Here is a 22,772-nt window from a genome sequence, read left to right on the forward strand (position 1 = left end):
CGTGAAGCTCGACGCGCGGTCCCACCTCGCGAACGGCGTGCATCGCGCGCCGCCGAGACTCGTGGTCCGCGCGGGCTGAATCGGGCGCCCGCCTTCCGGGGTGTACCGGAGGGCAGGGCGCTCATCTGTCAGGCGTGACCGGCGCTCCCGGTGAGCCCGAACCCGGGTGTCAGGCCCGCGCGGGCTTCGCCACCAGACCCCCGATGTCCGCCGGATCACCGGGCTCCGCGTCGATCTCCCCCTGCCAGCGGGCGACGGCGGCGGTGGCAAGGCCGTTGCCGAGCACGTTGGTCACGGTGCGGCCCATGTCCAGGATCTGGTCCACGCCCATGATGAGGAGGATGCCCGCGGCCGGCAGGCCGAACATCGGCACGGTGGCGGCGACCACCACCAGGGAGGCACGCGGAACCCCGGCGATGCCCTTGCTCGTCACCATCATGACGAGGAGCATGGTGAACTGTTCGGCGACGCTCAGGTGGATGCCGAAGGCCTGGGCGATGAACAGCGCGGCCATGGCCTGGTACATCATCGAGCCGTCGAGGTTGAACGAATAGCCGAGCGGCAGCACGAAGCCGGTGACGCGGGGGCGCACGCCGAATCGGCCCAGCACCTCGACGGTACGGGGGAAGGCGGCCTCGCTGCTGGCGGTGGAGAAGGCCAGGATCATCGGCGCGCGCAGGAGATCGAGCAGGCGCACCACCCGGTTGCCCAGCGCCAGCCAGCCCGCGCCGATCAGGATCACCCAGAGCACCGCGAGACCGAAATAGAACGCGCCGATGAACTTGCCGTAATCGATCAGCACGCCGAGACCCTGAACCGTGATCACGGCCGCGATGGCGGCGAAGACCGCGAGGGGTGCGAGCTTCATCACCGCGTCGGTGACGGCGAACATCACGCGGGCCAGCCCTTCGATCATGTGGATCATGGGGTCGGCGTAGCGCCGGTCGATCACGCTGAGGCCGGAGCCGAAGAAGATCGAGAACACGAGGATCTGCAGCACCTCGTTGGTGGCCATCGCCGAGACGATGCTCGTCGGGAACACGTGGGTGAGGAAGTCCCGCAGGTTGAGCGATGCCGCCTTGAGGCCGGTCTGCGCGCCCGCCTCCGGCAGCGGCAGGGCGAGGCCGGCGCCCGGCTGGAACAGGTTGGCGACGAGGAAGCCCACCGACAGCGATACCACCGAGGCGGTCAGGAACCATCCCATGGCGAGCGCCGCGACCCGTCCCACCGTCCGGCTGTCGCCGAAGCTCGCGATGCCCGACACGATGGTGGCGAAGACCAGCGGCGCGATGATCATCTTGATCAGCCGCAGGAAGATGTCGGTGACGAGGGTGAAGTAGCCGGCGATCTCCTTGGCCTCGGCCGGCCCCGCCGCCATTCCGTGCAGGACCGCGCCGGCGAGGATGCCGAGGACGAGTCCGACACCCGTATAAAGCGTCAGGCGGCCCGGTTTCTTGCCGTCCGCTGTGGCGTCGCTGTGGGTCATGGTGTTCCTCCCGATTTTTGTTCGATGGGCGTCAGCGGGACGCTTGGATTCGCGGTGTCATCGTGGGTCATGGCGTGACCCGGGGCTTTTCGCGATTGGTCGTGCGGGCTTTCCTCTCCCCGCAGGGGGGGCGAGGGGATGCACGCGGATCGCTGCGCGATCGGCCGGCGCATGATCTCAGATCGGGCCCCGCCCCATCGTGGGCATCCGGGTCTGCCGGACCCTCAGGCCGCCGCGAAGGCCTGCGGCCGGGTCAGGCGGTCGGGCTGGAGCACGGCGTCGAGCTGCTCCTTCGCCATCAGCCCCTTTTCGAGGACTAGGTCGTAGACGCCCCGTCCCGTCGCATGGGCTTCGAGCGCCACGGCGGTGGCGTTGCGGTAGCCGATATAGGGGTTGAGCGCCGTGACGATGCCGATCGACTGCTCCACGCTGGCGCGCAGGCGCTCGCGGTTGGCGGTGATGCCCCGGACGCAGTGGAGATCGAGGGTGATGCAGGCCGCGCGCAGGTGGGTCAGGCTGTTGAACAGGCTGTAGGCGATGATCGGCTCGAAGGCGTTGAGCTGGAGCTGGCCGGCCTCCGCCGCGAAGGTGATGGTCACGTCGTTGCCGATGACCTCGAAGGCGACCTGGTTGACCACCTCCGGGATCACCGGGTTGACCTTGCCGGGCATGATCGAGGAGCCGGCCTGGCGCGCCGGCAGGTTGATCTCGTTGAAGCCGGCGCGGGGACCGCTGGAGAGCAGGCGCAGGTCGTTGCAGGTCTTGGAGAGCTTGACGGCGACCCGCTTGAGCACGCCCGAGAGCTGAACGAAGGCGCCGCAATCCTGGGTCGCCTCCACGAGGTCCTCGGCGGTCTCCAGGGGGATGCCCGTGATCTCGGACAGCCGCGCGCAGACCAGCGCCGCGTAGAGCGGATGCGCGGTGATGCCCGTGCCGATGGCGGTGGCGCCCATGTTGATCTCGCGGATCAGCAGCGCGGCCTCCCCCAGCCGGGCCTCGTCCTCGCGCAGCATCAGCGCGTAGGTGCCGAATTCCTGGCCGAGCGTCATCGGCACCGCGTCCTGCAACTGCGTGCGGCCCATCTTCAAGATGTCCGCGAACTCCGTGGATTTGGCGGAGAAGCTGGCGCGCAGACCGGCCATCGCGTCGATCAGCTGGCGGATGGCGCCGGTCGCCGCGATCTTCAGGGCCGTCGGGTACACGTCGTTGGTGCTTTGGCCCATGTTGACGTGCTCGTTCGGGTGCAGGTGCTCGTAGGCGCCGCGCCCGTGGCCGAGGATCTCCAGCGCCCGGTTGGCGATGACCTCGTTGGCGTTCATGTTGGTGGAGGTGCCGGCCCCGCCCTGGATCAGGTCGACCACGAACTGGTCGTGCAGGGCGCCGGCGCGGATCTCCTCGCAGGCCGCCACGATGGCGTCGGTGCGCGCCGCGTCGAGGAGGCCGAGCTCCCGGTTGGCCAGCGCCGCCGCCTGCTTGATGGCCGCGAGCGCGTTGATGAGGTCGGGGCAGTCGGCCAGGGTCCGCCCGGTGATCGCGAAGTTCTCGACGGCGCGCAGGGTGTGGACGCCGTAATAGGCCGTGGCCGGCACCTCGCGGTCGCCCAGAAGGTCGTGCTCGGTGCGGGTCGGAAGGTCGGTCACGGCTCTCTCCTGGTGTCCGGAAGTGATCGGCGCGCGGATGCGATCCGGCACGCCGTGCAGGGCGGAAAACGGCCACTCGGCCGCGACGGCGCGGCCGCACTCACGGCTTCGCCTCGGGTCTTCGTGGAGGGATGGGGGTATCGTCGCGCCCGCGATGCGAACCGGCTGCGGCTCAGGACGCCACTGAGGAGGGGATTAGTCCGGCGCCGCGCCGACCGCCAATGCTCATTGCGACAGGAACTAGTCCTGCAATGCATAGTTTGGCGCGTCGAGGGCGGCCGCGTTCCAGACAGCGTCGAGAAAGGGCCGCGCGCGCTCGGCGCTGCGGTACAGACGGATCTCCATCAGCATCTCGGAACTCACCACGTCGAGCGCGCCGGAGGCGATCTCGCTTGCGACCAGGCTCACCGGCAGCCAGGCGACGCCGTGGCCGGCGAGCGCCATGGAGCGCAAGGCCTCGGCCATGGAATTCTCGTTGGTGTGGATCGGGTAGGTGACGGGCGCACCCTCCTTCGATTGGGCGATCGCCGCGAGGAGCCCGAGGAACGAGCCGCGCGAATATTGCAGCAATGGCCGGCGTCCCTCGCGATCCGGCGGCAGGCCGTGGGGGGCGGCCACCGCGACGAGGCTGTCGCGCCCGATGACCCGGTGCGGGTAGCGCTCGGGGTCCAGCGGCATCGGGATGCCCGGATGGTGATAGGTCAGCAGGAGGTCGTAGCCGCCCTCCACCAGCGCCTGGACGCAGATGTTGAAGTTGTCGGGCAGGACCCTGCTCGCCATCGGCCCCACCGCTTCCCGGATGCCGGCGAGCCAGCGCGGCAGCACGGACAGGCAGAGCGAGTGCAGAGCCGCCACCGTCACCACCGGCAGGCCGGAGCGTTCGCTGCGGTTGCGGAAATCCGCGCGGCTGACGGTGAGGAGGCGCGAGACCTCCTCGGCGGTCTCCAGGAACTGGCGGCCATCGGCCGTGAGGGTGATCGGGTAGGTGCTGCGGTCGAGGAGCACGGTTCCGAGCCAGACCTCCAGGGAGCGGATGCGCCGGCTGAAGGCCGATTGGGTGACGAACCGGGCCTCGGCCGAGCGCGAGAAGCTGCGGGTCTCGGCGAGGCTGATGAAATCCTCGATCCACTTGAGTTCCATCGTCGTCCTTCGGCCGGCGCGCGCGCCTCGTTCGCCGTGAGGGCCGGCCGCGAACTCTCGCATCCGCGCGCGCGACGCGGCAAGGTGGACCCCGCCTCGGCCCTTTTCCTCGGGCGGTCCAACCTTTGCTGTGTCTCTCCCCGTGCTGGGCGCCTCCGGCGGAGTGCCTCGGCGCCCCGAGGGGCGGCGAGCGCCCAGTCCCATCCCGCGAGAGAGTCTTGCATGCGAACGCCCCCGACGTCCGAACCCGCCCCGCGCCAGCCCGCGCGCGCCGCCATCGCCGCCTTCGTCGGCACCACCATCGAGTGGTACGATTTCTTCATCTACGGCACCGCCGCCGCCCTCGTGTTCGGGCCGCTGTTCTTCGCGGAGGCGACGCCCTTCGTGGCGACGCTGGCGGCCTTCGGCACCTTCGCGGTCGGCTTCTTCGCCTGGCCCCTCGGCGGGCTGGTCTTCGGCCATATCGGTGACCGGGTCGGACGCAAGAAGGCGCTGGTGGTCACCCTGGTGATGATGGGGCTGGCCACCACCGGCATCGGCCTGCTGCCGACCTATGCCAGCATCGGGATCTGGGCGCCCGTGGCCCTGGTGGCCCTGCGCATCCTCCAGGGCATCGCCGTGGGGGGCGAGTGGGGCGGGGCCGTGCTGCTCGCGGCCGAGCACGCCCCGAAGGGCCGCTCGACCTTCTTCGCCTCCTTCGCCCAGCTCGGCAGTCCGGCCGGGCAGATCCTCTCGCTGCTGGCCTTCCGCCTCGCCGGGCTCATGGACAAGGAGAGCTTCCTCGCCTGGGGCTGGCGCCTGCCGTTCCTCATCAGCATCGTCCTGCTCCTCGTCGGCCTGTTCATCCGCCTCGGCGTCGGCGAATCACCCGAATTCGAGGAGAACCGGGCCAAGCGGGGGCCGGCCCCGGCCCCGATCCGCGAGGTGCTGGCGACCTCCCTGCGGCCCCTCGTCCTGGCGACCGGCGCCAACACCTTCGCGATCGGCTCGGTCTACCTCTTCAACACCTTCATGATCACCTACACCACCCAGTATCTCGGCCTGCCCCGGGCGACGATCCTCGACGCGCTGCTGGTGGCGGCCTGCGTCCAGTTCGTGATGACGCCCGTCGGCGCGCGGATCGCCGAGGCCATCCGCAACGAGCGCCTGTTCCTGCAGGGCACCCTGATCTGGGCGATGCTGGCACCCTATCCGCTCTTCCTCCTGGTCGATCTCGGCTCGGTCCCCGCCCTGGTGCTCGGCCTCGCCCTCAACGTCGTCGGCACCGCCACCTTCTACGCGGTCATCGCCGGATACGTGGCCAGCGCCTTCCCGACGCGGGTGCGCTACACCGCGATCTCGGTGGCCTATCAGGTCTGCGGCGCGGTGGCGGGCGGGCTCACCCCGATCATCGGCACCATCCTGGCCGAGCGCTTCCAGGGCCACTGGTGGCCCATCGCCGCCTTCGGCACCACGCTCGCGGCGATCTCGTTCGTCTGCGTCACCGCGCTCGGCCGTTACCGGGCCCGCACCCTGCGCATGGAGCTGGCCCGCGCCTGACGGGGGTGGGGCATGCTGGGCTAAGCGGCCGTCACCCCTTGCCCCGGAGCCCCACACCTTCTATTGCGACGCGATAGCTCGATCCCGTGACCCGGCGCAGCCGGCCGCATTCCTGCGGCCCGTCGCGTGACGGGCTCGTCTCGCTTCCGGATACCCTATGAAGCTTCGCAACATCGCCATCATCGCCCACGTCGACCACGGCAAGACGACGCTCGTCGACAAGCTGCTGTCCCAGTCGGGCTCGTTCCGCGAGAACCAGCGCGTGGAAGAGCGCGCCATGGACTCGAACGACCTCGAGAAGGAACGCGGCATCACGATCCTGGCCAAGGCCACGTCCGTGGTCTGGAAGGACACCCGCGTCAACGTCGTCGACACCCCCGGCCACGCCGATTTCGGCGGCGAGGTGGAGCGCATCCTCTCGATGGTGGACGGCGTGATCGTCCTCGTCGACGCCGCCGAGGGCCCGATGCCCCAGACCAAGTTCGTGGTCGGCAAGGCCCTCAAGATCGGCCTGAAGCCGATCGTCGCCATCAACAAGGTCGACCGTCCCGACGCCCGCATCACCGAAGTGGTGAACGAGGTGTTCGACCTGTTCGCGGCCCTCGACGCCACCGACGAGCAGCTCGATTTCCCGATCCTCTACGGCTCGGGCCGCGCCGGCTGGATGGCCACCGCCCCCGATGGCGACCAGAGCCAGGGCCTCGCGCCCCTGTTCGATCTCGTGCTGGAGCACGTTCCCCAGGCCAAGGTCGAAGAGGGTCCGTTCCGGATGCTCGGCACCCTGCTCGAGGCCAACCCGTTCCTCGGCCGCATCATCACCGGCCGCATCGCGTCGGGCACCGTGAAGCCGAACCAGGCCATCAAGGTCATGGACCGCGAGGGCAAGGTCGTGGAGACCGGCCGCGTCTCGAAGATCCTCGCCTTCCGTGGCCTGGAGCGCGCGCCCATCGACGTGGGTGAAGCCGGCGACATCGTCTCCATCGCGGGCCTCGTGAAGGGCACCGTGGCCGACACGTTCTGCGACCCGCAGGTCGAGACCCCGATCCAGGCCCAGCCGATCGATCCGCCCACCGTCACCATGTCCTTCATCGTCAACGATTCGCCGCTCGCCGGCACCGAGGGCGACAAGGTCACGAGCCGCATGATCCGCGACCGCCTGTTCAAGGAGGCCGAGGGCAACGTCACGCTGAAGATCGAAGAGGCGGCCGACAAGGATTCGTTCTTCGTGTCGGGACGCGGCGAATTGCAGCTCGCCATCCTCATCGAGACCATGCGCCGTGAGGGCTTCGAGATCGCCGTCTCGCGTCCCCGCGTGGTGCTCTCGAAGGACGAGAACGACAACGTGCTCGAGCCGGTCGAGGAGGTCGTGGTCGACGTCGACGAGGAGTATTCCGGCGTCGTCGTGCAGAAAATGTCCGAGCGCAAGGCTGAGATGATCGAGATGCGGCCGTCCGGCGGTTCCCGCCTGCGCCTCGTCTTCCATGCGCCCACCCGCGGCCTCATCGGCTACCAGGGCGAGCTCATGACCGACACGCGCGGCACCGCGATCATGAACCGTCTGTTCAAGGCCTACGAGCCCTACAAGGGCGAGATGCCCGGCCGCCGCAACGGCGTGCTGATCTCGAACGACAAGGGCGAGGCCGTGGCCTACGCCATGTGGAACCTGGAAGATCGCGGCCCGATGATGATCGAGCCCGGCGCCAAGGTCTATCAGGGCATGATCATCGGCGAGCACAACCGCGAGAACGACCTCGAGGTGAACGTGCTCAAGGGCAAGAAGCTCACCAACATCCGCACCACCTCGAAGGACGAGGCCGTGCGCCTGACGCCGCCGATCCGCATGACCCTGGAGCGCTCGCTCGCCTGGATCCAGGACGACGAGCTGATGGAAGTCACGCCGAAGTCGATCCGCCTGCGCAAGACCTACCTCGACCCGAACGAGCGCAAGCGCTTCGAGCGCTCGGGCGGCGTCGCGTAACGCGCGACCCACCCACGACGCCGTTACGAGAGGCCGGGCGATGAGCCCGGCCTTTCTCGTTTGCAGCCCGTCTTGTGCCGATGGCGAGCTGGGCAAGCCCACGCCTGCGGCACGGTCACCGGGCGCGTTACGGACACGCTAGCGTTCGCGGATGTGCGGCTTTCGGGGAGGGAGGTTCGCGGCGTCGGGATCGAACCATCAGACCGTAATCAAAATCCGCTGTCCCGTGACCTGCTCGGCCTTCGTGCTCGCTTTGGCGCTGGTCGTCTCACCAATGGATTTCGACATGAACTCTCCGCTGGCCGAGCGCAGCGTCCCGTCATCCAGCATCAACACGCCAGACAACGTCTGCGACGTCATCGACCGGACTGTGTAGAGCTCGTAGGCCATGCTCTTCTCCTCGTCGTTCCGCGCGGCCTTCATTTCCGTGTCGAACGCCTCCAGCGCCTTCTGGGCGGCCTTTGTCGCATTGAGGGAGGCGACGTCTTCGAACTGCTTGGCAAGTTCTGGATCTTTCTCGAACAACTCCTCGATTTTTTTCTTGTAGGGGCTGTCGGTCTTGATCTTACCGAACTCGTCGATTTCCAGTTTGATCGGCTCATCCACGGGGATGCCGAGGTCTTCAAACCTTGTTATCAGATCAGCCGCCAATTTATTGGTTCGCTCCTGAACGAGCTCATCGAACGATTGGATGCGCGGCGTCTCCGAGGGTGATGTCGCCAAGGCCCCTTGGGTCTTTGCAAACGCTCTGCTTGCCGCGCTGCTGAAGTTTACGGTCGTGGCAGGACTCGCTGCAGTAGGGGCGGCCGCGTTCGTCGTCTTGGCAGCCGTCTGGCTTGCCGCCGGCGACGATGCCAAGTCTCGACTTCGCGTCCCCAGACTTGGTGTCGGTCCCATCGTGGTCATCGTCGAACCCTCGCATCAGCGGTGACCATGGCGATGGTGCCATGCAACTTCTAATAAAATAGATCGGCGCTTGTTCGCTTCATCCGTGGATCGCTAGCTGCTCGGGTCGTTCTCGCGGGATCGCGCCCGCTCATCGCTCCGGGCGACCCGGAAACGCCCGAACCGATGCCCTGACGCAGGCCCCATGCCGAGGCGCTCCGGCGGCCTCACCCCTCCCGCGCCCGCTCCCGCAGCAGATACTTCTGCACCTTGCCCGTCGAGGTCTTGGGCAACTCGCCGAACACAACCTGGCGCGGGAGCTTGTAGGCTGCCAAGCGATCGCGGCACCAACTGATCAGGGCGTCGGCCTCCACGCTCGCGTCGGGTTTCAGCTCCACGAAGGCGACCGGCGTCTCGCCCCATTTCTCGTCCGGCTTGGCCACCACGGCGGCGGCCGCGACGGCGGGATGGCGGAACAGGGCGTCCTCCACCTCGATGGAGGAGATGTTCTCGCCGCCCGAGATGATGATGTCCTTCGAGCGGTCCTTCAGCTGGATGTAGCCGTCCGGATGCTTCACCCCGAGGTCGCCGGAGCGGAACCAGCCGCCCGCGAAGGCGGCCTCGGTCGCGGCGCGGTTCTTCAGGTAGCCGCGCATCACCACGTTACCGCGAAACATCGCCTCGCCCATGGTCGCGCCGTCGGCCGGCACCGATTCGCAGGTGTCGGGGTCGCGGATGTCGAAGCCTTCGAGCACGGGGTAGCGCACGCCCTGGCGCGCCATTTTTTCCGCGCGCGCGTCCGCATCCAGAGCGTCCCAGTCCCGGTGCCAGGCATTCACCACCGCCGGGCCGTAGGTCTCGGTGAGGCCGTAGAGGTGGGTGACGTCGAAGCCGGCCCCGCCCATGGCGGACAGCACCGCCTGGGGTGGGGGCGCGGCCGCCGTCAGGAAGGCGACGCGGCGGGGGAGGGGGCGGCGCTCGGCCTCGGGCGCGTTGAGCAGGAGCTGCATCACGATCGGCGCGCCGCAGAGATGCGTGACCCCGTGCTCGGCGAGGGCGGCGTAGAGGGCGCCTGCCCGGACCTGCCGCAGGCAGACATGGGTGCCGGCCACCACCGAGAGCGTCCAGGCGAAGCACCAGCCGTTGCAGTGGAACATCGGCAGGGTCCAGAGATAGACCGGGTGCTGTCCCAGGTTGCCGGTGATCACGTTGCCCAGACACAGCAGGGCGGCGCCGCGGTGATGATAGACCACGCCCTTCGGGTCGCCGGTGGTGCCCGAGGTGTAGTTGAGCGAGATCGCGTCCCACTCGTCCGCCGGCATCGCCCAGTCCGAGCCCGCGTCCCCCTCCGCCAGCAGGGCCTCGTAGCCGAGGCTGCCCAGGGCCTCGCCCGGCCCCGCATATTCCGGGTCGTCCACATCGATCACCAGGGGGTTCACCCGGGCCGAGGCGAGGGCGGGCCCCGCGACGCGCGCGAATTCCCGATCGGTGATCAGAACCTTGGCCTCGCCGTGATCGAGGCAGAAGGCGAGGCCGGTGGCATCGAGGCGGGTGTTCAGGGTGTTGAGCACGGCCCCCGTCATCGGCACCCCGTAATGAACCTCGATCATCTCGGGCGTGTTGGCGAGCATCACCGCGACGGTGTCGCCGCGCCCGATGCCCCGGGCGGCCAGGGCCGAGGCGAGGCGGCGGCAGCGTGCGTAGAGATCCGCATAGCTGCGGCGCAGGGGGCCATGGATCACGGCGACATGGTCGGGAAACACCCGTGCCGCCCGGTCGAGGTAACTCAGGGGCGTCAGCGGCTGGTAGTTCGCCGGGTTCCGGTCGAGGTCGCGATCGTAGATCGTCGGCGCGGCCCTGTCGGCCGTCGTGGAGGCGGTCATTGGCGTGTCTCCCTGGGGCGATACGATACCGCGTCACCGGGATTCGACAAATGGAACGCGCCGGTGCCACGATCTGCGTGCCCTCCTGATCCGCTGACCCCCTTCAGAGGCGGCCGTGCGCGGCCGGACCCATCATGCGCCGTAACCGTCACGCCAAGATCGTCGCCACCGTCGGCCCCGCCTCATCCACGCCGGAAATGCTGCACGCCCTGTTCCTGGCCGGCGTCGATACCTTCCGGCTGAACTTCAGCCACGGCACGCAGGACGACCACGCGAAGGTCCATGCCGCCATCCGCGACCTCGAGCGCGCCGTGGGACGCCCGATCGGGATCCTTCAGGATCTGCAGGGGCCGAAGATCCGCGTCGGAACCCTGGCGGGCGGGCGCATCGAGGTGGCCTCCGGCGAGGCGATCCGCTTCGTCCTGGCGGGCGCGGAAGGCGGGCGCGACGCGATCCCGCTGCCGCATCCGGAGATCTTCGCGGCCGTGGCGCCGGGCCAGGATCTCCTCATCGATGACGGCCGGGTGCGCGTGCGCGTCACCGGGCTCACCGCCGACAGCATCGACGCCGAGGTGCTGGTCGGCGGCGTCATCGCGAACCGCAAGGGCGTGAACCTGCCCGGCACGCTGCTCGAGGTCTCGCCGCTGACGGCCAAGGACCGCGACGACCTCGCCTTCGGCCTCGACCTCGGGATGGATTGGGTCGCTCTCTCCTTCGTCCAGAAGCCGGCGGACGTGATCGAGGCGCGTGGGCTGATCGGCGACCGGGCCGGCCTGATGACCAAGGTCGAGAAACCCCAAGCCCTGGAGCGCATCGAGGACATCATCCGGCTCTCCGACGCCGTGATGGTCGCGCGGGGCGATCTCGGGGTCGAGATCCCGCACGAGGACGTGCCGGGCCGCCAGAAGGAGCTGATCCGCGCCTGCCGCCTCGCGGTCAAGCCGGTGGTGGTGGCGACTCAGATGCTCGATTCCATGGTCTCGGCCCCGACGCCCACCCGCGCCGAGGCGTCGGATGTCGCCACCGCGATCTACGACGGAGCGGACGCGGTGATGCTCTCGGCGGAATCCGCCACGGGCCGCTACCCCGTCGAGACGGTGGCGATGATGGCCCGGATCATCCACCGCACCGAGACGCACAAGCTCTACCGCTCCCTGATCACTGCCTCGGATCCGGGCGAGGAGGAGACGCCGCCCCACGCGATCGCGACCGCCACGGCGGCGCTCGCGGACGCGGTGCATGCGGCCGCCATCGTCGCCTATACCTTGAGCGGCACCACCGCCGCCCGCGTCGCCCGCCGGCGCCCGGCCGTGCCCATCCTGGCCCTGACGCCGGATCTCGCCACCTCGCGGCGCCTCTGCCTGCTCTGGGGCGCGCACAGCGTCCAGGCAGACGAAGTCGCCACCTACGAGGACATGGTGACGAACGCCGTGGCGCATGCCGTGGAGGAGGGGTTCGCCGCCCCGCAGGACCGCGTCGTCATCACGGCCGGCATCCCGTTCGCGGTCGCCGGCACGACGAACAACATCCGGATCGCTCAGGTTTAGACCCGTCCCGGATCGGGCCGTCCCGCCCGGCGTTCCAAGGAGCGGATCAGTCTGAGGATCTGGACGTCTCGCTATCGACGGGGGCGGCGCTTCGGAAGGCAGCGCGCCGGTCCCATCCCTTCCGGCCTTCAGCCAAACCGTGCTGGAGGAAGTGGAGGAGGGGGTTGATCCGTATTGCCGATACGTCAGGATTGGCGATCAGGTATCCCTCGGTGCTGAAATCCTCGCTCGGATCGTACCGCAACCTCCAACCGACAAACAAATAGTGCTCCAGAGGACCGAATTGATAATCGGCGACTTCAGGATACGTTCTGAGGTAAAATTTTTCGTCGAAATATCGAAGAGAAGATCGGGATCTTGTCTTCTGGCGAGCGAATGATCCTAGTCTCGAACTGAATGACATCTGCCTGTGCTCAGCTTGCGGCCCGATCGCCAAACGCAACCTGAGGTCAATAACAAAACTTAGAGTTAACTCGCAAGGCCTTGATACGGGATTCGTTTCCCCATGCGTTCACATCTCGCGTCGTCGCGAGCCGTCCGGGCCGTCAGGTAAGGTCGTCAGGGAGCCCAGCGCCGCATGGCACGGACCTGGATGTAGCCGAGGGCGACGAGGAACCAGGCGATGTGGGCAATCGTATAATATTGAAGAAACGGGTTGCTCGACGAGTAGAACATGACGATCGTCATGCAGCAGATCGACAGGCCGATCAGCGCATAGGACTTGTTCTGTCTACGCGCGAGGGCGATCCCGTCGAAGAGGAATCTGCAGATCAGCAGCAGGGCGGCATTGTAGAGGACATAGCCGACGACACCGGACTGAAACAGGATCGAGACGTAGTCCGAGTGGATGGCGGCCAATCCGGTCGGGTAATACTGGAGCCACCAGGCGAACTTGCGGCTGAGCGCCACGCTGTTGGCCGAGGAGAACATGGCTCCGAAGGCGACCGACGTGTCCTGCAGGCGGTCGATGGCGAGATCCTGGATCGCCAGCCGGAAGAAGGTGTTGGATCGGCCCTGGAGGAGATCCTCCTTCGTCCAGGTTTCCGCATCGGTGATGAACGTCTTCAGGTCCGGCGACAGGTACAGTGCGATGGGAGCGACGGCGGCGCAGAGGATGACCGCGTAGGTCAGCGCCCGGGCCGTCCGCATCCACCCGCGCGACATCGCCACCGCGATGGGCGCGCACAGGAACAACGCGGCAATCAGGCTGGAGGATGGGCGCAGGATCTGCGAGACCACGAACAGGGCCGCCGTGAGAGCCAGACTCGTGCGATCCCGCCGAAGGATGGCCAGGCAGGCGCTGGCTACGAAGATGAACGACTTGATGTGGTTGGTCTGGTTGAGCACGTCTTCGAAGTAGGCGAGACCCGAAACACTCCGGACCGTCAGTTCGACGATGTACAGACCGGACAGGAGCAGAAGCAGCTTCTGAATGATGCGCGCGGTCCGCACGGGCTCGATATGGTAGCGCTCGACATCGAAGATCGCTGCCGCCGAGACCAGCAGCGTCGCCAGGAAGGCTCCCGCATAACTGTTGTTCTGGACGGGGCTCACCATCTGGAAGCCCAAAGCCGTCACCGATAAAGCCGTGAAGACCAGGAAGATCGCCGGTCCGTCGAGGCCCATGTTGATGCGCCGGGTCGTCAGGCAGATCGTCAGGTACAGCGTCACGATGAAGACGAAGTAGGCGTACTTCACCATGCTCTCGTACCCGAGGGACGAGACGCTGAGGACATTCGCGCAATCCAGGTAGACCAGGACGCTGATCGCGCAGCAGGCGCGAAAGAAGAATGTCCCGGCGATATCGCTCCGCGCCGTTACCGCACCCTGTCTCAGCAGGGTGAGATTCGCCGTCGGGGACATCTGCATGGCCATCTCCGTTCAGCCGGAACGATCGCACGGGGCGCGCAGGCCGCCGCCGTCGCGCCCTGAAAGCCTCCTCCGAGGGGGCGGAGGGGGGGCTCTCACGGCGTGGTTCGGTCGCATCGCTCCCGGTCGGCGCGAAACTATCCGCAATGACCGTGAAGCGGCGGTCAACGAAGGATTAGTCCGTTCGATACTGATCCGTCCCAGCAGAGATGCCAGTGGTAGCCCGTATAAAACGCAATCGATCAGACTTACCGGGTGACTAGGAGGCTGCTTCACTTAAGATCGACGGGAATGAAATGACGGTTTCGGGCGGGGCAACGTCGTATCCGCGCGATCTCGGGACCGTGACCACCCTCTTTGCGCGTGCGGGCCGTCCGGCTGTCGTGTCGGCCGCCCGCCTCTTCGCTCCTCGGAGAACACACATGGACCGCGCCGACGTGAACCTCGATGCATCGCTCCTGATGCGATGCGTGATGCGCCACAAGGTGCGCTTCCTGTTCGTCTTCGCGACGTGCTTCAGCGTGATCACGCTGGGGATGCTGGTGATGTCGCCGAGCTATGAGGTCTCGACGGTGCTCATCGGCGGGCAGCCGGACCTGGAACCCTCCACCAACGCCACCAAGCGCTCCTCGGATTCCGGGATTTCGCTCGCAGGGATCGCCGAGAGCGAGGAGGTCCTGCGGGCGGCCATCGCCATGGTGGGCCTGCGCAACCTCGTCGGACCGGCGGAACTCGACACGCGCTCGATCTTCGAGAAAGCGCGCGGCGTCCTCATCAACTTCCGCGACACGCTCAAGTCATCGGATCTGAGCACCCTCAGTATCCGCACGCCGACGAAACCCGATTCCGGCGCCGATCCCAAGTCGTTGGATGATGCCAAGCTGCGGGATGATGCCATGGCCCAGGCGGATGCGGCCTACACGCTGGTCAGCCGTGCGGTGAAGGTGAAGGCGGAGCCGAACTCCGACATCATCCGCATCTCCTTCCGCCACAAGGACCCCGCCGTCGCCGCCGCCTTCGCCAACGCCTTGAGCCGCGCCTTCATCGAGCGCCAGGCGGCCATCTTCAGCCGGCCCGGCGCCTCGGACTTCTTCCGCGCTCAGAGCGCGCGCTTCTCGACGGAGTTCAAGCGCGTCTCCAGCGAGCTCAAGGACTTCATGGTCACCAGCGCCGTGTACTCCGTGGAGGAGCAGCGCCAGTTGCTGCTGCGCCGGCGCAACGACGTGCTGCTGGCCCTGACCGCGACCCGCTCCACCATCGCGGAGAAAGCCGCGCAGAAGGTTGCGATCGTCGCCCAGCTGCGCAAGCTCGCGCCGGTGGCACGCTCGCCCTACGTGTCCTCCGTCGTGAACAGCATGAGCGACGACAAGCTCGATCGAGGCGCGCCCGAGCCCCGCACGCCCTCCGATCTCCTGAACGGCGAGTCGCCGTTGCTGCTGGTGAAGGTCTACCAGGATTCCATGGCGACCCTGTTCAAGGTCGATGCCGATCTGGCCGGGATGGACCGGATCCGGGAAGTCCAGACCGCCGAACTCGACACGATCACCCGCGACCTGCAGCGACTGGCCTCGAACGAGTACCAGTATCTGACCCTGAAGCGCTCCGTCAGCATCGCGGAGGAGAATGCGCTGATGTACGAGAAGCGCATGACGGAAGAGAAGATCAACGCCGAGTCGCGGGCCGCGAACTTCCTCGCGGTGAAGGTCGTGCAGAAGGCGACGCCGCCCTCGTCGCCGGTCTTCCCGAACTACACCCTCGTGACCGCCATGGCCCTGATCGTGAGTTTCCTGGCCGCCGTGTCCGCATCCGCCCTCCGGGGCCTGCGCGATTTGCGGCACCTGCCCCGGCACGACCGCGACGAGCCGAGGCTCCCGAGGATCGCGGCCTGACCGGAAGGCCCTCATGCCGAGTCTGACGGGCTCCGACCCCAGGGTCGGGGCCCGTGACGTTTGTCGGAGGGCCGCCGTCGCGCGGGCAGACTTCGATGAATCGGGCTGATCCAGGTCCGGCAAAAGACTCAGGCACCGTTGGGCCGAGCGGATCGATCCGCCGGGGGCGCGAGATCCACGCGAACCCCCGACGTTCAGGTCCTTCGAGAGCGGGTCACGGCCGGTGAGGGGATTTGGCCCCGTACGGCCTGGACCCCGCGTTCAGCGATCCCTGTACCAGTCCCAGACCAGGAAGGCGGGGACGGGAAGGACGATGGCGAAGAAGATCCAGTCGAACATTTGCGGCATGGGAGAGCCCGTCCGTTCGTCGGTGTCTGCCTGCGTGAAGGAAGCCACCGAGCGGAGAGTTCCGGACCCGCGGCCGAAGCCGGCTCCCCGCGGCTTCGCGTCCGCAGCCTAAAAAAACGCAGAACGGGCCCGCGCGTCGCGCGAGCCCGCCCCAGGCGGAACGATCCCGGTCCTAGCGGCCGACGGCGACGTAGTGGAAGGCGTGGGCTGCGACGGCCTCGGCCCCGTAGACGTTGCGCAGGTCCACCATGACCCGCATCGCCATGGACGCCCCGAGACGCTCCAGGTCGAGGGCCCGGAAGGCGTTCCATTCGGTGACGATCACGACGGCATCCGCATCGATCGCGCAGGCATAGGGATCGGCCGCGTACTCGATGTCCGGCATCAGCTGGCGCGCGTGCCCCATTCCCTCGGGGTCGTAGGCGCAGATGCGGGCACCCGCATCCTGCAAGCCGGCGATGATGGAGAGCGAGGGCGCGTCGCGCATGTCGTCGGTGTCGGGTTTGAAGGTGAGGCCGAGGATGGCGATGGTCTTGCCCCGCACCGAGCCGCCGCAGGCCGTGATGACCTTCCGGGCCATGGCGCGCTTGCGTTGATCGTTGACCGCCAGCACCGTCTCGACGACCCGCACCGGCGTTCCCGCCTCCTGCGCCGTCTTGACCAGCGCGAGGGTGTCCTTGGGAAAGCAGGAGCCGCCGTAGCCGGGGCCGGCATGCAGGAACTTCCCGCCGATCCGGTTGTCGAGACCCATGCCGAGGGCGACGTCCTGGACGTCCGCGCCGACTTCCTCGCAGAGGCTCGCGATCTCGTTGATGAAGGTGACCTTGGTGGCGAGGAAAGCGTTGGCGGCGTACTTGGTCAGTTCCGCGGTGCGCCGCGAGGTCGTCAGGATCGGCGCCCGGTTGAGGTAGAGCGGGCTGTAGAGCAGCCGCATCACCTCCGTGGCCCGCTCGTCCTGCGTGCCGATCAGGATGCGGTCGGGCCGCTTGAAGTCGTCGATGGCCGCTCCCTCCCGGAGGAATTCCGGATTGGAGACCACGGCGAACTCCGCGTCGGGCCGGGTCTCCCGGATGATGCGCTCGACTTCGTCGCCGGTGCCCACGGGCACGGTCGATTTCGTGACGACGACGCAGTAGCCGGTCATGGCCGAGGCGATGGAGCGCGCCGCTTTGTAGACGTAGGAGAGGTCGGCGAAGCCGTCGCCGTGCCGGGAGGGCGTTCCCACCGCGATGAAGACGACCTCCGCCCCGCCCACGGCGCCGGCGAGGTCGGTGGTGAAGCTGAGGCGCTCGGCGCAAATGTTGGCTTCGACGAGTGCGTCGAGACCGGGCTCGAAGATCGGGATGCGGCCGGCCTTCAGGGCGGCGATCTTCTGCGGATCGACATCGACGCACGTCACCGTGTGCCCGAAATCGGCAAAGCACGCTCCTGAGACCAGGCCGACATAGCCGGCCCCTACCATCGTCACGCGCATCGGAAGTCCTCTCGGGGTGGGTTGACGCGAAAGCGTGGTGCGGCGCCGGGGCAGGGGCGATGCCCCGCAGGGGGCTCCCGCGGACCTGCTTCCCCGAGGCGCGCGCGTGGCCTGTTCAGGCCTCCGGAGGAGCCTAGCGGGCGCCTTGATATTCTGCGCGCGCAGCGTGCAGCGGCCTGTGCCGTTGCGCGGGAGACCGCTAGGGCTACCGGAGCCCCCCGCCGCCCGCCGAACGGGAGCATCTCAAAAGTACGCGCTCTCGCGCAGGTGGAGCTTCCGCTGGAGCTTCCCGGACAGCTTTCCGAACGTCCAGTGCGGGTTGCGGATGTTCAGCCAGCTCTTCAGGACGGTGCGCAGGAAGAAGCGGGTCGAGGCGGATTTCGGTCCGCGCTCCTCGAGGATCAGCCGGTTCTCGTCCATCGACCGAGCCCGGTTGACGACGCTGTTGTTCTTCCCCGTGCGCCGGAAGCAGGTCAGCGGCTTGTCGATGCGGGCATAGGGCGCGCGCGACAGGGCGCGGGCGAACATGTCGTAGTCGCCCGAATCCTTGAAGGTGATGTTGAAGCCGCCGAGCTCCTCGTAGAAGGACCGCGAGAAGTAGGTCGACATGTGCATGATCGGGTTCCAGCCCAGGCTGGCATGCATCTTCGGCGACATCCAGGAGGGTGGGGCCGCGAGTTCGCCGAGGCTCTGGTCGTTCTCGTTGGTCCAGCGGATGCCGCCGACGACCCAGCGCCGGCCGCTCCTCCGGTAAGCCGAGACGATGGCCGCGACGGCACCCTCCAGCATGGTGTCGTCGGCGCCGAGGAAGCCGAGCAACTGTCCCTCCGAGTTGAAGGAGCCCTTGTTGATCGCGTCGAAGATGCCTTTGTCCTTGCCGGTGAGGACGCGCAGGCCCTGCGACTCGGCATAGGCGACCGTCCCGTCCGTGCTGCCGCCATCGACGATGACGTGGTCGATCTGCACGCCCGGCGTCTGGTTGCGCTTCACCGAGTCGATGCAGCGCGCGAGGAATTCCATACCGTTGAGGGTCGGCGTCACGATCGTCACGATCATTGCGGATCTCCGGAGAGGGAAGGGAGTTTGACGCGGGCCGGGCCGCGCAGCGGCGCCCCGGCCCGCGATCGGCTACTCGGCGGCGACCGCCGTGGGCTTCGCCTCAGCGTGCGCGGCCAGTTCGTCGGAGATCCACTTGTAGGTCGGCGCCAAACCCTCGCGGATCCGGATCGACGGCTCCCACCCGAGAACCTCGCGGATGCGGCTGTTGTCGCTGTTGCGGCCGCGCACGCCCTGCGGCTTCGTCAGGTCGTGGCGCATCCTGATCGTCTTGCCGGCGATGCGGCTGGTGATCGCCACGAGATCGTTGATGGAGATCATCTCGTCGGTGCCGAGATTGAGCGGCGCCGTGTAGTCCGACTGCATCAGACGGAAGAGGCCCTCGACGCAGTCGTCGATATACATGAACGAGCGGGTCTGGAGGCCGTCGCCCCACACCTCGATCTCGCCGCCGTCGGGGCAGAGGGCGACCTTGCGGCAGATGGCGGCCGGAACCTTCTCGCGGCCCCCGTCATAGGTACCCAGCCACCCGTAGACATTGTGGAAGCGGACCGAACGGGTCGAGATGCCCCAATCCTCGTGCATGTATTGGCACAGCTTCTCCATGTAGATCTTCTCGAGCCCATAGCCTTCCTCCGGCTGGGCCGGCCAGGCTACGTCCTCATGAAGCGGGGTCACGTCGGGCGAGGTCTGGAGATGTTGCGGATAGACGCAGGCCGAGGACGAGAACAGGAACTTGCCCACCTTGGCGTCGTGCGCCGCCTTGGCCATATGCGCGCTGATCAGCGTGTTGTTGAGGGTGATCTCCGCGTGCGATCCGCTGATGAAGCCGATGCCGCCCATGTCGGCGGCAAGGTGATAGACCTCATCCATGCCGGCGGTGGCGGCCTGACACGCATCGTGCAGGCGCAGGTCGACCTGCAGGAATTCGTGGGCGGCCGTCGCTTCGTATTCGGGCATCTTAATATCGGCGCCGCGAACCTTATACCCCTTCGCGACAAGATACTTGACGAGATGGTGGCCGATGAAGCCGCCTGCGCCCGTGACAAGAACGTTTTTCATATGCGTGCCCTTCTTCGCTGACCTTCCATCAACGATTGGCATGACCCGCTCATGATTTGATAGGTGTTCTGTGGGACTAGTCCTTATGGAGATATTCATGCTCGATAGTCTTCGTTCGAGCAGGAATTCCATCGGCCACGCGTCCGGCCCGTCGCGCGAACGGGCGCGGCACGACACCCGGTCGGCGGGGCTCAATCGCTGGCGGGCGTGACCGGATCGGGGCGCCGGATGCAGCGGGACAGCGGCGCCGCGCAGCGCTTCAGGAGGGGTCTGACCCGTCGGACATAGGCGAGGACGAGCCAGCCGGGCAGCCGCAGGGGCACCACGACATCGTGAACCGGCATGGCGCCGTTGGCCCACTCGGTCTTGTGCCGGGTGGCGGGGGCCAGGAAATCGAACACCTCGATCCGCAGCGCCGCGGCCCGCTCCAGGATGTGCCAGAACACCAGCCGGCCGGGTCCGTGGGGCGCGAAGCGGCCGTCGTAGCTCTGCACCAGCGACCAGTAGCGGCCCTCCCTCAGGACACCGCCCTCGACCGCGGCCGTTCTCGTCCCGACCTTGAGGCGTGCCATGAAGAAGTCGTCCTGCGACGCCAGCGCCTTGAGGAAGGCGGCGTTGGCCGGATGCATGTAGCCGGCGCTGACCTGCGCCGTGCGCACCAGCCAGGCATGCTTGAGGTCGAGCATCTCGCGCATCGCCGCGACGCGCTCCGGACCGTCCGCGATGACCTCGAAGGCGACCTCGCCATGGTCCGACAGGTGGCGCAGGTGGCGCAGGAGCGCGTTGCGGGTTCGGCCGCTGCGGCGGCGCACGCCGCCGGCCGAGGCGCGGAAATCCGTGAAGGGCGCGGCGTCGGTGCGCGTCACGTGCGCGTGGCGGCGCGTTCCGAGGAGCGGCGCCACGGCGGAGTCGGCGCGGATGCCGGTGATCCGGACGGCATCGATCCCACGCATGCTCCGGATGCTGTCCCAGGCCAGTTCGAGCCATCGCCCCTGGTGGGGGCCTTCCTCGATGAGGGCGTCGCAATATTGTGTGGCCGGATGGGCGAAACCCTGCAGGACCCGGAAGGGACCGAGCCTCCGCACGGCGAGCGGCCAGAGCAGGACGAGCCGACCCGCGCTCCAGACGGTGACGATCCGCGGGTCCTCCGGACAATTCGCGTCGCGGCCGGCCTGCGCCCAGGCGCTGCACCAGGCGTGACTCTGGAAGAGGGTTGCCGAGGCCCGGGCTTCGAGACCGAGCCAATCTTCGCGAAGGTCAGTGAGCTCGCGGTAGACCACGGCTCGGCAGAGATCCACGATGGACGTCGCCCCATCCGCCACGGGAAGCGCGTGCTCGAACTCCAATGGCGCGAAGACGTGGCTCATGGCGGAACGGTTCCATCTTGATTTTGCTTTGAGTGGATGCTGAGGTTAACCGCGACTACCCCTGATAAGATCTAGGATAGTCAATCTGTATTTGAGTAGGTATGATACCCAGCCCTTTCGAACGCCATGCCGAATCCGGATAGTGCCTCTACCCAGTGGGGATACGCCGAATGCGCCCTGCGGCAGGGCGGACTTTTCCTGCAGACTGGAATCCGGTCTCCAGGGTGCCTCACGGAACGCCCGGTCGTCGCCCCGTGCTCATGCCCGGCGGGACGGCGCGGGTGAGAATCCGCGAGCGACATCCGGCTTGGGCACCGCACCCTGGGAGGGGCAGGAATGCAGACGGACATCGTCGTCGTCGGGGGAGGGCTGGCCGGCTCGCTCGCCGCCGCAATGCTCGGCCGAGCCCGGCGGAACGTGGTGCTCGTCGATCCGCACACCGTGTATCCGCCGGATTTTCGCTGCGAGAAGCTGGAGCAGGGGCATATCGCCGTCCTGCGCCGGACCGGACTCGCCGGCCCGGTGATTCGCGCCGGAACGTGGACCGACAGCCTGTGGATCGCCCGCTACGGCCGGATCGTCGACAAGCAGCCCTTCGATCAGTACGGCATGGCCTATGAGCGCCTAGTCAACACGATCCGCGCCGAGATCCCGGGGCATGTACCGGCCTGTCATGCCTGCGCGGTTGCGATCCGCACGAGCCCGCAGCGGCAGCGGGTGGAACTGTCGGACGGACGCGCGATCGATGCCCGTCTCGTCGTCCTGGCGAGCGGGCTGAACTGGAACCTGCGCCGCGATCTCGGCCTGAGCCGCGATCTCGTCAGCGCCTGCCACTCCCTGACCCTCGGCTTCGATCTCGTCCGCGCGGACGGGCGCGACTTCACGTTCCCGAGTCTGCAGTACAATCCGGAATCGCCGGATTGCGGCGTCGGCTACCTCACGCTGTTTCGCATCGGTTCCGTGATGCGCGCCAACCTGTTCGTCTATGCGGGCCTGAAGAGCCCGGCGATCGCGGCCTTCCGCACGGACCCGGATACGGCGCTGCGCGCGCTGCTGCCCAAGCTGGCGCGCGTGATCGGCGACTACTCCGTGACGGGGCCGGTGAAGGTGCGCCCGACGGATCTTCACGCCGTGCGCGACTTCCAGCAGCCGGGCTTCGTGCTGGTGGGAGACGCCTTCGCCACACCGTGCCCCGCCACTGGCACCGGATCGCTCAAGGTGCTCACCGACGTGGAGCGTCTGTGCAACGTCCACATCCCGCGCTGGCTGGCGACGCCGGGCATGGGGGTGGAGAAGCTCGGTGCCTATTACGAGGATCCGATCAAGGTCGCGTCCGACGCGCTCTCGGCTGGCAAGGCGCACCAGTTGCGCGCCCTCGCCACGGGCCGGACCCTGAATTGGCGCCTGCAGCGCGGGCTGCGCTTCTATTCCCGGCTCGTGAAATGGTCCCTGCGCTCCGCCCTGCGCAGGTCCTCGGCGAGGCCGATCCAGGTCGGTGGCACGGGCCTCCCCTCCGCGGTTCCGCTGCGGGGGCGGCCGGACCCGGACCTGGGCGCGTACCGGGAAAGCCGCACCTAGCCGTATCCGGAACCCGGCCGCATCGGCCCCG

The 22,772-nt window shown here is 67.5% G+C and carries 16 protein-coding genes; 5 read left to right on the forward strand and 11 right to left on the reverse strand.

All coding sequences use genetic code 11. From position 1 onward, the window contains the following. Nucleotides 1–169 precede the first annotated feature (169 nt). The 3 genes from OF380_RS09885 to OF380_RS09895 all read right to left on the reverse strand — a co-directional run bounded on the left by OF380_RS09885 (nucleotide 170) and on the right by OF380_RS09895 (nucleotide 4,266). Nucleotides 170–1,486: a dicarboxylate/amino acid:cation symporter gene (locus tag OF380_RS09885; RefSeq protein WP_264050588.1), complete on the reverse strand. Its 1,317-nt coding sequence runs from the start codon at nucleotides 1,484–1,486 to the stop codon at nucleotides 170–172. Between the two features lie 224 nt (nucleotides 1,487–1,710). Beyond that, nucleotides 1,711–3,126: an aspartate ammonia-lyase gene (gene aspA / locus OF380_RS09890; RefSeq protein WP_264050589.1), complete on the reverse strand. Its 1,416-nt coding sequence runs from the start codon at nucleotides 3,124–3,126 to the stop codon at nucleotides 1,711–1,713. A 240-nt stretch (nucleotides 3,127–3,366) separates the two neighbouring features. Beyond that, on the reverse strand, nucleotides 3,367–4,266 hold the full coding sequence (locus OF380_RS09895) for a LysR family transcriptional regulator (protein ID WP_264050590.1): 900 nt from the start codon (nucleotides 4,264–4,266) through the stop codon (nucleotides 3,367–3,369). Between the two features lie 222 nt (nucleotides 4,267–4,488). Here OF380_RS09895 and OF380_RS09900 point away from each other — a divergent pair, with 222 nt between their 5' ends. Together OF380_RS09900 and typA are read left to right on the forward strand one after the other, a co-directional pair. Further along, the gene (locus OF380_RS09900) at nucleotides 4,489–5,805 is read left to right on the forward strand and encodes an MFS transporter (RefSeq protein ID WP_264050591.1); all 1,317 of its coding nucleotides are present in this window, start codon (nucleotides 4,489–4,491) and stop codon (nucleotides 5,803–5,805) included. 157 nt (nucleotides 5,806–5,962) lie between these two features. Further along, nucleotides 5,963–7,783, forward strand: coding sequence for a translational GTPase TypA (gene typA, locus OF380_RS09905; protein WP_264050592.1), 1,821 nt, complete (start codon nucleotides 5,963–5,965; stop codon nucleotides 7,781–7,783). A gap of 198 nt (nucleotides 7,784–7,981) precedes the next feature. Here the strand turns inward: typA and OF380_RS09910 are convergent, their stop codons facing one another. Then, entirely contained in the window at nucleotides 7,982–8,689 is a 708-nt protein-coding gene (locus OF380_RS09910) for a hypothetical protein (RefSeq protein WP_264050593.1), read from the reverse strand. Between the two features lie 206 nt (nucleotides 8,690–8,895). Then, on the reverse strand, nucleotides 8,896–10,551 hold the full coding sequence (locus tag OF380_RS09915) for an acyl-CoA synthetase (RefSeq protein WP_264050594.1): 1,656 nt from the start codon (nucleotides 10,549–10,551) through the stop codon (nucleotides 8,896–8,898). 134 nt (nucleotides 10,552–10,685) lie between these two features. Here OF380_RS09915 and pyk point away from each other — a divergent pair, with 134 nt between their 5' ends. Continuing rightward, on the forward strand, nucleotides 10,686–12,098 hold the full coding sequence (pyk, locus tag OF380_RS09920; protein ID WP_264050595.1) for a pyruvate kinase: 1,413 nt from the start codon (nucleotides 10,686–10,688) through the stop codon (nucleotides 12,096–12,098). 558 nt (nucleotides 12,099–12,656) lie between these two features. Here pyk and OF380_RS09925 read toward each other — a convergent pair. Further along, a complete protein-coding gene (locus OF380_RS09925) occupies nucleotides 12,657–13,967 on the reverse strand; it encodes a hypothetical protein (protein WP_264050596.1) in 1,311 nt (436 codons plus the stop codon). A 422-nt stretch (nucleotides 13,968–14,389) separates the two neighbouring features. Here OF380_RS09925 and OF380_RS09930 point away from each other — a divergent pair, with 422 nt between their 5' ends. Continuing rightward, nucleotides 14,390–15,856 carry a GumC domain-containing protein gene (locus tag OF380_RS09930; RefSeq protein ID WP_264050597.1) on the forward strand — a complete coding sequence of 489 codons (1,467 nt, stop codon included), beginning with the start codon at nucleotides 14,390–14,392 and terminating at the stop codon, nucleotides 15,854–15,856. A 261-nt stretch (nucleotides 15,857–16,117) separates the two neighbouring features. Here the strand turns inward: OF380_RS09930 and OF380_RS09935 are convergent, their stop codons facing one another. From OF380_RS09935 to OF380_RS09955, 5 genes are all read right to left on the reverse strand, one after another. After that, nucleotides 16,118–16,252, reverse strand: a complete 135-nt coding sequence (locus OF380_RS09935; protein ID WP_264050598.1) for a hypothetical protein — start codon at nucleotides 16,250–16,252, stop codon at nucleotides 16,118–16,120. Between the two features lie 124 nt (nucleotides 16,253–16,376). Next, the gene (locus OF380_RS09940; RefSeq protein ID WP_264050599.1) at nucleotides 16,377–17,678 is read right to left on the reverse strand and encodes a UDP-glucose dehydrogenase family protein; all 1,302 of its coding nucleotides are present in this window, start codon (nucleotides 17,676–17,678) and stop codon (nucleotides 16,377–16,379) included. 243 nt (nucleotides 17,679–17,921) lie between these two features. Then, complete coding sequence (locus tag OF380_RS09945; RefSeq protein WP_264050600.1) at nucleotides 17,922–18,734, reverse strand: glycosyltransferase family 2 protein; 813 nt, start codon at nucleotides 18,732–18,734, stop codon at nucleotides 17,922–17,924. A gap of 72 nt (nucleotides 18,735–18,806) precedes the next feature. Further along, nucleotides 18,807–19,796, reverse strand: a complete 990-nt coding sequence (locus tag OF380_RS09950) for an NAD-dependent epimerase/dehydratase family protein (protein ID WP_264051275.1) — start codon at nucleotides 19,794–19,796, stop codon at nucleotides 18,807–18,809. Between the two features lie 191 nt (nucleotides 19,797–19,987). Continuing rightward, a complete protein-coding gene (locus OF380_RS09955; RefSeq protein WP_264050601.1) occupies nucleotides 19,988–21,163 on the reverse strand; it encodes a GNAT family N-acetyltransferase in 1,176 nt (391 codons plus the stop codon). 336 nt (nucleotides 21,164–21,499) lie between these two features. Between OF380_RS09955 and OF380_RS09960 the strand changes: the two genes are divergently transcribed. After that, a complete protein-coding gene (locus tag OF380_RS09960; protein WP_264050602.1) occupies nucleotides 21,500–22,741 on the forward strand; it encodes an FAD-dependent oxidoreductase in 1,242 nt (413 codons plus the stop codon). Nucleotides 22,742–22,772 lie beyond the last annotated feature (31 nt).

The sequence above is a fragment of the Methylobacterium sp. FF17 genome, from assembly GCF_025813715.1.
Lineage (GTDB): Bacteria > Pseudomonadota > Alphaproteobacteria > Rhizobiales > Beijerinckiaceae > Methylobacterium > Methylobacterium flocculans.